General features: G+C 42.6%; 7 protein-coding genes and 2 pseudogenes. 5 read left to right on the forward strand and 4 right to left on the reverse strand.

Features of this window, described 5'->3' with window-relative positions:
• Position 1: 1 nt before the first annotated feature.
• The 5 genes and pseudogenes from Q0144_RS07870 to Q0144_RS07890 form a co-directional block, all read left to right on the forward strand.
• A pseudogene (locus Q0144_RS07870) lies at positions 2-580 on the forward strand (SbmA/BacA-like family transporter); the annotation flags it as partial.
• A 12-nt stretch (positions 581-592) separates the two neighbouring features.
• Positions 593-1,228: an ATP-binding cassette domain-containing protein gene (locus Q0144_RS07875; RefSeq protein ID WP_298063107.1), complete on the forward strand. Its 636-nt coding sequence runs from the start codon at positions 593-595 to the stop codon at positions 1,226-1,228.
• Positions 1,229-2,086: 858 nt separating this feature from the next.
• Positions 2,087-2,575, forward strand: a complete 489-nt coding sequence (locus tag Q0144_RS07880) for a chemotaxis protein (protein WP_298063093.1) — start codon at positions 2,087-2,089, stop codon at positions 2,573-2,575.
• A 256-nt stretch (positions 2,576-2,831) separates the two neighbouring features.
• Complete coding sequence (locus Q0144_RS07885) at positions 2,832-4,904, forward strand: TonB-dependent receptor (protein WP_298063096.1); 2,073 nt, start codon at positions 2,832-2,834, stop codon at positions 4,902-4,904.
• Positions 4,905-5,023: 119 nt separating this feature from the next.
• Entirely contained in the window at positions 5,024-5,815 is a 792-nt protein-coding gene (locus tag Q0144_RS07890; RefSeq protein ID WP_298063099.1) for a class I SAM-dependent methyltransferase, read from the forward strand.
• Positions 5,816-6,079: 264 nt separating this feature from the next.
• On the opposite strand, the gene Q0144_RS07895 is transcribed toward Q0144_RS07890, so the two are convergent.
• The 4 genes and pseudogenes from Q0144_RS07895 to Q0144_RS10600 all read right to left on the reverse strand — a co-directional run.
• Complete coding sequence (locus Q0144_RS07895; protein WP_298063102.1) at positions 6,080-7,324, reverse strand: hypothetical protein; 1,245 nt, start codon at positions 7,322-7,324, stop codon at positions 6,080-6,082.
• Positions 7,317-7,484 carry an ATP-binding protein gene (locus Q0144_RS07900; RefSeq protein WP_298063105.1) on the reverse strand — a complete coding sequence of 56 codons (168 nt, stop codon included), beginning with the start codon at positions 7,482-7,484 and terminating at the stop codon, positions 7,317-7,319. The genes Q0144_RS07895 and Q0144_RS07900 overlap by 8 nt, the downstream gene beginning before the upstream one ends.
• Positions 7,481-9,118, reverse strand: coding sequence for a DUF262 domain-containing protein (locus Q0144_RS07905; protein WP_297944489.1), 1,638 nt, complete (start codon positions 9,116-9,118; stop codon positions 7,481-7,483). Before Q0144_RS07905 ends, Q0144_RS07900 begins: the two co-directional genes overlap by 4 nt.
• 123 nt (positions 9,119-9,241) lie before the next feature.
• A pseudogene (locus Q0144_RS10600) lies at positions 9,242-9,408 on the reverse strand (threonine/serine exporter); the annotation flags it as partial.

Below are 9,408 nucleotides of genomic sequence, written 5' to 3' on the forward strand. Positions count from 1 at the left end.
CGTAAAATCGCTTGTCTATAATCTCGCCAAGCTCATCGCCTTCGTTGCGATCCTGTGGCAGGTCTCGAAGGTGTTGAAATTTGAAATTTTCGGCATGCACTTTGCGATCGAAGGCTTTTTGCTCTACGTCGCGCTCCTCTATACGCTGCTTTGTTCGCTGATTACGCATCTCATCGGGCGCAGGCTTAGGGGGTTAAATTTTGCTAAGCAGCGCGCCGAAGCCGACTACCGCTCGGATCTGCTACTCGTGCGCGAAAACGCAGAAGCCGTGGCGTTTATGCGCGGAGAGGATGCCGAGCGCGGCCGCTTCCGCGCGAGCTTCGGCGAGATCATGAGAAACTGGCGCAGCATCATGAATACGGAATTTCGCCTCGAATGCTTTTCGGCAAGCTACCTAAAAATCACGAATTTAATCCCGATCTTTGCCTGCTTGCCGCTGTATTTGTCGCGCGCGATGAGCTTCGGCGATATGATGCAGGCGCGCTCGACGTTTTACAGCGTGCAGGACGGATTTGCGTGGTTTATGGACTATTATAAGCAGATCATGGAGTGGGCGGCGAGCGTGCAGAGGATCTATGAGTTCATCTCGCGCATGGACGGCGAGAGCGCAAATCTGCGTACTTGCGTCAAACAAAGCGACGAAAATTCCGCTCGTTGCGAGGGCTTGTCGGTCTTCACGCCTGCGGGCGAGCCGCTGATCGAGGATCTACGCTTTGAGCTTGCGCCCGCGCAGTTTATAATGCTGCGAGGCAAGAGCGGCGCGGGCAAAAGTACGGCTCTGCGCTACGCGGCGGGGCTTTGGCGATATGGCCGCGGCGAGATCAGTCTGCCGCGCACGGGCGTGATGTTTATCCCGCAAAAGCCCTATCTAGCGCCGCTTAGCCTAAAAGAGCTCATTTCCTATCCGCAGACGACGCACGCAGACGACGCGGAATTTTTAGAAATTTTACGCCGCGTAGGACTTGAGAAATTTGCTCGTATGCTAAACTCGCGCGCCGATTACGTTAAAATTTTAAGCGGCGGGGAGGCGCAGCGGCTTAGTTTCGCACGTATTCATTATCACAAGCCGAGCTTTGTTTTTGCCGATGAGATCACGTCCGCGCTCGATCTCGCCTCGGCGCGCGAGCTACTACTTGGTCTGCGCGCGGATCTACCAAGGCTAGGCATGCTAGCGATCGTGCATCAAACGGGGCTTGAGGACATATTCGAGCGTACGATAGAGCTTTAAATTCGGCCGTTGAAATTTCACGCGGCATGGATTTCGCCTTTAAATTCATATCTTTTTAAATCCAGATTTATTAAAATTACTCGTTTATATCAAGTGGCAATAAAATTTAGCCGAGGCGCTAGGTGTTCGCATACATGGGCGTTAGCGCCCGCGTGGCTAGGCGCTCGCACGCAGTCGGCAGCAGGCAAGCACTACGGCGTGACAAGTGGCTTGGAGATCGATAGCTGGCGTGCGATCACGTTCTGTGCGAAAATTTAAGTCAGTAAAATTTAAACGCAAGATGATCCGCCGAGGAGACATCGCCTAGATAAAATTTTAAACCGAGCCGTGATCGGTAGTGTAACGGCGTGCTAAATGCGCGGGCTGCGGCAGCGGCACGATGCGCGGGCGTCGCGATAAGTCGGTAGCGCGTCGGATGGCGCGTAACACATCGGCGGCGCAGACGGCACGCCGTAGTCGAGAAGCGGAGCGGCGATACGTACCTACTCGGCGCCGTATGACATAACCTTCGCTCGGGCAAATCATCATCGTAACGGCGCTACGATCGAAGCGAGCAGCGCGGCCGTGACGGCGGATCGGCAGCACAAGGGCGCGGCGCGATTGCGGCGGCGACAGCATAAAATGCCGCAATATGGCAACCGCGATTGACAGGATGTGTATGTAGGCAAAGCGCAGCGCAAGTAGCGCAAACGCGCGATACGATGATGGCGACGGAGCGTATAAGTGAAGCAGCAGTGTGGGCGGCGCAATAACGCCGAGGCAATACGATAGCGGCGACCGACGAGACGTAGCGCCGCCGTAGCGTTCGCGGGCGCTACGCCTAAGCCGCCAAATTTTAAAACGAAGCAAGGAGATTTTATGCTTAAAGCGGGGATTGTTTATAAATTTGCGCTCATCGTGTTGCTAGGCTGCGCGCTTTGCATTTTAGGCTTTTCGGGCGCCTACTTTGCGCACGGCGAATACGACGAAGCATGGATGAGCCTGCATAAGATCGTGGGATTTGGCCTGCTTTGCGTCGCGATCTTGCATATAATCACAAGGCGAAAGAAGCTCGTAAAGCTCTGGAGCGAGTTTTTGGACGTGGTTTTGAGCCGCAAAAATCCCGGCTTTTGTAATATGGATCGCATAATCGGCGCGATCGAGCGCTATAATATCAGAGAAATCGCTAATAAAATGGGCTTTGAGCCGGACGAGCTCGCTGAGATTTTGAAATCAAACGGCATCAAGCTTGTAAGCGCAGATCAAGGCCTGCGCGAGCTTGCGAAGTTTAACGACGAAAAAATTTTCTTCATCTTGGTGCTTTTGATCGAGGCAAAATTTGGTAAAGCAGGCGGGTGTAAGGTCTAAATTTTAAAATTCCAGCTATATTCGCTTTGCAAATTTACTGTTTTAAGAAATAAAAACCGCTAAAGAGTCTAAATTTAAAACCGAAATTTTACCGCGCTACGTAAAACGCTCAAGATCAAAATTTCATCCAATCTACGCCAAAATTTTAAAAAACCTATCTTTAATCTTTGAAATTTATTATTATTTAATCAAGAGAAATTATAATATAGCATTTGCAAATCATTCGCAAAATTATAATTTTGAATAGGGGAGAGTGATGTTTAAGAAATTTTATCTTTCAAATGCCGCGATCGCGCTAAGTTTGTGCGCCGCATTGCAACTAAACGGAGCCGAAAACAACGCTACGTCTGCAAATATCGGCGCGACCGGCGCGCAAGCGGTAAATTCCGCAGTTCCTAAAAACGCTTCCGGCGCGAACGCCACGAAGCTGGGCACCATCGTAGTTACCGCGACGGGCTTTGAGGATATGCTTAAAAACGAGGTTCGCAACGTCTCGGTTATCACCGCGGAGGATATGGAAAACCGCGGCTACCGCGATCTGCGCGAAATTTTAGAAAAGGCGCCGGGGGTTAGCTTTCACGGCGATACGGTCGATCTGCGCGGACAGGGTCAGAAGGCAAATACCTCCGTTAAGGTCCTTCTTAACGGAGTCGCGCTCAATATGATCGACACGACGCCGACGAGCATTCCGATCGATCTCGTTCCGATCGAGGATATCGAGCGCGTGGAGATCATCCCCGGTGGCGGTAGCGTGCTTTACGGCAGCGGCACCAGCGGCGGCGTGATAAACATCATCACGAAAAAGGGCGCCAGATACCCGTACGCCAATATCTCGACCAAGATCGCATCGTATAATTACAAGGATCTAAATTTGGGGCTCGGCGGAGGCGTGAGCGATAATCTGTTTCTAAAAACCGCCGTTAAGGGCTTTAAGCAGCGCGGATATCGCAAGGGCGAGAAAAATACCGGCTACTACGGCTCGCTCGGGGTGCATTATAAAATTTCGGACGATCAAAGTATCTCTTTCGATCCGAGCTTTTATCAAGCTAGAACCTATTCCGTGCCTACTCTGGGTCTTGCCGAGCTTAAGGCGGATCGCCGCCAGCAGGGAGGCGAGAGGACCTTTACCAAAAGTACGCGATCAAATTTTGATCTAAGATATACGGTAAAATTCGGCGATAAAATCGAAGCAAATTTGTACCCTTATTATCAAGATATCAGGATTATACAGCAGGGATTTGTGATGAAAGACCGCAAAGAGGGGGCAAATTTAAAAGGCAAGCTCGACTACGACAGCGGCGAGTTCATAGCGGGATATGATTATCTCAAAAACAAGGGCTTTCGTAGGATAAATTTCGACGCTGCGATGAATCCTATGATGAGCCTTTCGCAGCTTACGATTTTTGATATGCAAAAGCTTACCCACTCGGTCTATGCTTTAGAAAAGCACAATTTCACCGAGGCGTTTTCGCTTAGTGCGGGCGGTCGGTTTGAGCGCGCCGAATACAAAGTAAATCGCGAGGTCTCTACGACGGTGCGTAGGATGGGGCGCATCTTTCACACACAAGAAAGCACACACGTAACGGATGATAAAAACAACTACGCTTTTGAGATCACGCCGAATTTTAATTATTCTAAAGACGGCAACGTCTATTTCAAATTTGAGCGCGGCTATATCTCCCCGGGCCCTAATCAGCTCATTGATAAGCTCGGTCGCAACGGCCCTTATGTGCTTAATAACCTCAAATCCGAAACCTTTAAAACCTACGAGATCGGTCTTAAAGATCTAATCTACGGGCAATACGTAAGCGCTACGATCTTTTGGACCGATACGAAAAACGAGATCATAAACGAAACTTTGGGTAGCTCGATCACCGACGGTTGGCATTTTATAAATATCGACGAGACGCGCCGCAAGGGCGTGGAGCTGTATGCGGAGCAAAGCCTGCTTTCAAATTTAAAGCTCAGTGAGACCTTTTCATATGTCGACGCCAAGATCCAATCCGGTGCGAATAAAGGCAAGCAGGTTCCGTTGGTGGAGCGCTCGAAGTTCGTTTTGGGCGTCGATTACGAGCCGATTAGAAATTTAACGCTGATGAGCGATTTTAAATATTTCTCATCATCGCACGACGCCAACCACGATAGGATCGACTCGCGCACGATCGTGGATCTGGGCGCTGCGTACCGCTTCGCAAGCGGATTTTTGATAAGCGCGGGAGTCAAAAACGTCTTTGACGAGGAGTATAATTACAACCAAAATTTACGCGCAGACGTCTATACTCCGGCTCCAGGGCGCAACTATTACGCGGAGTTTAAATACACCTATTAGCGTGCGTTTAAATTTAAGCGAGGTTTGAGCTGCGAAATTTAAAATTTACGGGTGGAATTTAAAATTTCGCCGCAGCGTGCTTTGCCGCCGCGAGATTAAATTTAATAAAAGGAGCGAATATGAAACCGGACTATAAAAACTGGGTGCCTAAGGGCATGATCGCGTCATTTGCCGCGGGTGCGGGCGTAGCGTTAGTTTTATTTTTGATTTTCGGCGTTTGCGGCGCCTTCGTGGGCGGCGTGCTGAGGTGGTTTCTTGCGGGGCTTTTCGGCGCAGCGGCGCTAGTTTTGATCGGCTTTACGATCTACTGCGTCGTGTGGTACCGCGCGTTTGATTACGGCGGCAAGCGTCAGCTCTCTCGCGCGATCGTAGAGGGCACGGCGAAATACGTGGATCTACCCGAGGGCGGGCGCGGGCTGGACGTGGGCTGCGGTAGCGGCGCGCTAACGATCGCCGTGGCTAAGCGCAACCCGCACGCATCGGTGCTGGGCGTCGATCGCTGGGGCTTTGAGTACGCGTCTTTTAACAAACAGCTGTGCGAATCCAACGCGCGCGCCGAAGGTGTGCAAAACACCAGCTTCGAGCAGGCCGACGCTACGAAGCTGCCCTTTGAGGACGGCAGCTTCGATGCGGTTACAAGCAACTACGTCTATCATAATATCATGCGCAAGGATCGCCAGGCGCTGCTTTTAGAGACGCTCCGCGTACTTAAAAAGGGCGGCAGCTTCGCGATCCACGATCTTTTCTCGCGCGGAAACTACGGCGACATGGACGCTTTCATCGCGCGCCTTAAGGAGCAGGGCTATGAGCGGGTCGAGCTTATAGACACGACGCAGGGGCTTTTTATGGGCCCGCGCGAAGCCAAATGGCTGATGCTGGGCAGCTCAAAGCTTCTGGCGGGCAAAAAATAGAGAGCATTCGTAAATTTGATAAGTTAATGTTGCAGACATCTTTTTTAGCTCAGCTATTAGTATGTCGTCCAAGACGGCTGGGCTTTTTAAATTTAGCCCAAATCTTGCTCGCGACAAAATGCCCGTCTTTACAAAAAGCTTGGGTTTTGAATCAAAAACATCTATCTAAGTGTTTGCTTGTGAAATTTTATATAGGTTTGCGCGATGACTATGCCGCCTGCGTCGGTATCCTCGTAGTAGATTCGTATTTTCATGTTACAAATACTAATTAACTATACCTTTCTTTAAACCATTAATATTTAATTCCAATTTTTCTAGCAAAACCAGCGCATCTTCTATTTCCTTTTCATACCAATTATGGCTATCGTCCAACTGGGGCGCATGGGAAAGCGGATTCATGATAATTTTTTTATATATGTCCAAATTTAACAGTACATTTTTTATTTCATCAGAAATATCCAAACGATATTCTTTAATTTTACTCTTTATCTCTTCAATAGAATTTAATTCGTCAATCTCGGTTATTAAATCATTGGCAAGTTTAATCTTTTTATCAACTTTCTTCATATATATTGATTGCTGACCACATATCGAATGAATAATATTTTTACTATCTTCAACACCACCAATCATCACAATTTTTGATAATTCATATACCATTCTTTCAAATTTTTGTCTAATCAAATTCCCTATAATCTTAAATTGTGGTTCTGATCCTTTAGCTTGTTCAGAATAATACTTTCTTATTTTCTCAACTGATTTATATTGTGAGTTATTATATATTCTAGCACTATTTCCAATCTCATACAGGTTTGCAAATTGCCACTTTACTGAATATTCATGGCTTTCCCGTTTTATATCGATAATAGCTATAATTAGATTATAAAAATATATATTGTGCGTAAAAATTATTATTTGAAAATCTATAAAATAATCTAAAATATACTTTATAATAAATGCTCTATTTGTATTATCAAGACTAGTCACAAAATCATCTAAGATTAATACATTTTTGCTTTCTTTAGATTTAAAAATTTCAATAATTGCAAATAAAATGGAGAATATAATTAGATTAACCTTTCCTTCGTTAAAATATCTCCTTATTTCTTTAGTATATTCAATACCTCGTTTTGAATTTGCCACTTTAATATAATAGTCATCCTTTTGATCTATTTCTAATTTTATATCTTCTCTACAATACTCCAAAAAATCATTTGATTTTTCTTGAATATCATCAATCTTTAAAATTACCTTATCAAGTTTACAATCACAAAGATAAGTTTTTTTGATTATATCTTCTAATTTAAAACTTTTATCAACCATTATCAAATTTATATCCGCCATATAGCTACTACAATTTCTACTATTAAAATCTTTAAAAGGGACGTTATTTATCTTAATCTCAAAATTCTCTTTAGCCCCTTTTTTGTTGTAGCTCATATAAAAATCATTTACTGCCTGTTCGCGATCCTCATTGGTTTTGATATCAGACGGTACAAATTCATTCACTAACCGTTCCCAAAAAAAAACATAATTTTAATGCTTCATATATAGAACTCTTGCCTGCCCCATTGTTTCCATAAAGCAAAAAATTATCTCCATTTTCTAAGTTTATTTCCGCTAAATCTTCATGAGCTAAGAAATTATTGATTTTTATTGTTTTAATCATATCTCACCTTTAAAAAATTTAATAAGCCTCTCTTTTAATTCAATGTCTCTTTTTTTTAGTTTTTCATACGATATATTATCCATGTCATCAGCTATTGACCTCACTTCTTCTATATTTGATTTTTTTAAATAATCCTTCTTTTTATCTATAGTGATATTTTTCTTGCTTATATCTAAAACAATTATATTACCAAGCATATCTACAACATCAGATATTTGTTCATCACTCCAATCTACAAGATACTTTTTATCCTTATAATTAATGATTTTATCAAAACTAGTTTGCTTCAAAGCCTTATCCTCTATTAAATAAAACGCCAAAAGCGCATATCCGTTTTTAAGAAGTCCCAAATAATCAAAACGCTCAATGGGTATATTTTTCTCAATGAAATCATCAATGTCTCTATCAATACTAATATCTCTTATTATGTTAAATATTTTAAATTTAATGACACTAGTAGAGCCATTAAAATATACCAATCTTATAAGTTTTTTTAAAAATTTAACTGTTTCGATAGTATTTTGTGTATTAATATTTTTAACATACAAATATACTACCAATGCTATTTTAGGAAACTGATTTGTATAAATTTCCAATAGCTGTAACCATTTAGCCAATTCGGTTTCTCCGTTTTTCTCTTTATTTATAAATTCTACAACCTCTATGATATCGAATAGCTCTTGTAAAACTTCATCATAATTCTTCGTTTTAAATGGCGAATATTTTTCCTCAATAAAAAAATCCCTAATATTTATTTCGGAAGTCGTTTTGTTTTCCCTGCCTCTTATTATATGAGAATAATATCTAAACAAGTCATCTATTTTTGTACCACTAATCTCACAACGACTTCTTAGGTCTTTCCATTGATCAATGAAGGCTTTTGCTTCATTGATCTTTCTCGCTTTTTCATATAATTTCCCCTTAAATATGTCTGCATCATTCAAACTTTTACCGCGATTATTAAGAGTTTCGAATATCTTTAGCGCTTTGTTATTGGCTTCTTCAAAATTTTTTCCATTTAATTCTATAGGAAGCAGATATACACTCTCAAACAGAAATCTAATAAAGGCATCTAAATCCCCTCCGTTATTTATATAATATTCAATCCAGTGATAAAAAAATAAAGCATTTCTCTCAAATATATTCATGATTTTATGAACCAAAAATCCCCCTTTTGAATCCAAAAACTCTTTAATTTTGTTATTAAAATCATTTCTATCGTAGTGCAATACTAATGCAAGATTTCTTTCATCATTTACTTCAAAAACTTCGGATCTTATTCTAATATCTTCACGATCACTGTATATATCCTTTCTTATATAGCAGTCATGTAATTTCTGTAACTTTGGTTGGTATATGTACAAGACCTTAAAAAACAGAAGCAATGTAGTAAGCCTTTGTTGCCCATCTACAACTTCTAATCTATCCTTATTTTCGTCGCTTTTTGCAATAACTAGATTTCCAATAAAATACTCTTGATTTTCATGGTGGGCATCCATGATATCATTATACATTTGATAACATTCGTCATACTCCCAAGAGTATCCCCTCTGATAGGAAGGTATTACATACTGCTGCTGAATGTCAAAAATACTTCTTAAGTTTTTTTGCTCTGCTGATAATGATAAACTCATATTTTTACCTTTTATTTCCTAGACATGTTGTTATATGCTATTTCGTATTATAGATTATTTTATATAAATAACTTCTTTATACAAAATATCTTAGGAATAAAAATACAAGGCTTTATTGCTTTTCTATAATTTCGCCCCTCTAGTTATCATCAAGACTGATCGTAAAATGAAATCAGCACCACTGAAACGCCCACGCCTAGAGCTAGCGAGACCGTCGTGGTTGTGATCGCGTTATCGAAAAATATGATTAAGTATTCGTTTTTCTTAGCGATATCAGGCTCGTTTAGAAA

It is taken from the genome of uncultured Campylobacter sp. (genome assembly GCF_938045345.1).
Taxonomy (GTDB): domain Bacteria; phylum Campylobacterota; class Campylobacteria; order Campylobacterales; family Campylobacteraceae; genus Campylobacter_B.

Coding starts and splice junctions, on each gene's coding strand:
- Q0144_RS07880 (WP_298063093.1), top strand. CDS start 2,087: ATGCTTAAAGCGGGGATTGTTTATAAATTTGCGCTCATCGTGTTGCTA.
- Q0144_RS07875 (WP_298063107.1), top strand. CDS start 593: ATGGACGGCGAGAGCGCAAATCTGCGTACTTGCGTCAAACAAAGCGAC.
- Q0144_RS07885 (WP_298063096.1), top strand. CDS start 2,832: ATGTTTAAGAAATTTTATCTTTCAAATGCCGCGATCGCGCTAAGTTTG.
- Q0144_RS07890 (WP_298063099.1), top strand. CDS start 5,024: ATGAAACCGGACTATAAAAACTGGGTGCCTAAGGGCATGATCGCGTCA.
- Q0144_RS07905 (WP_297944489.1), bottom strand. CDS start 9,118: ATGAGTTTATCATTATCAGCAGAGCAAAAAAACTTAAGAAGTATTTTT.
- Q0144_RS07900 (WP_298063105.1), bottom strand. CDS start 7,484: ATGATTAAAACAATAAAAATCAATAATTTCTTAGCTCATGAAGATTTA.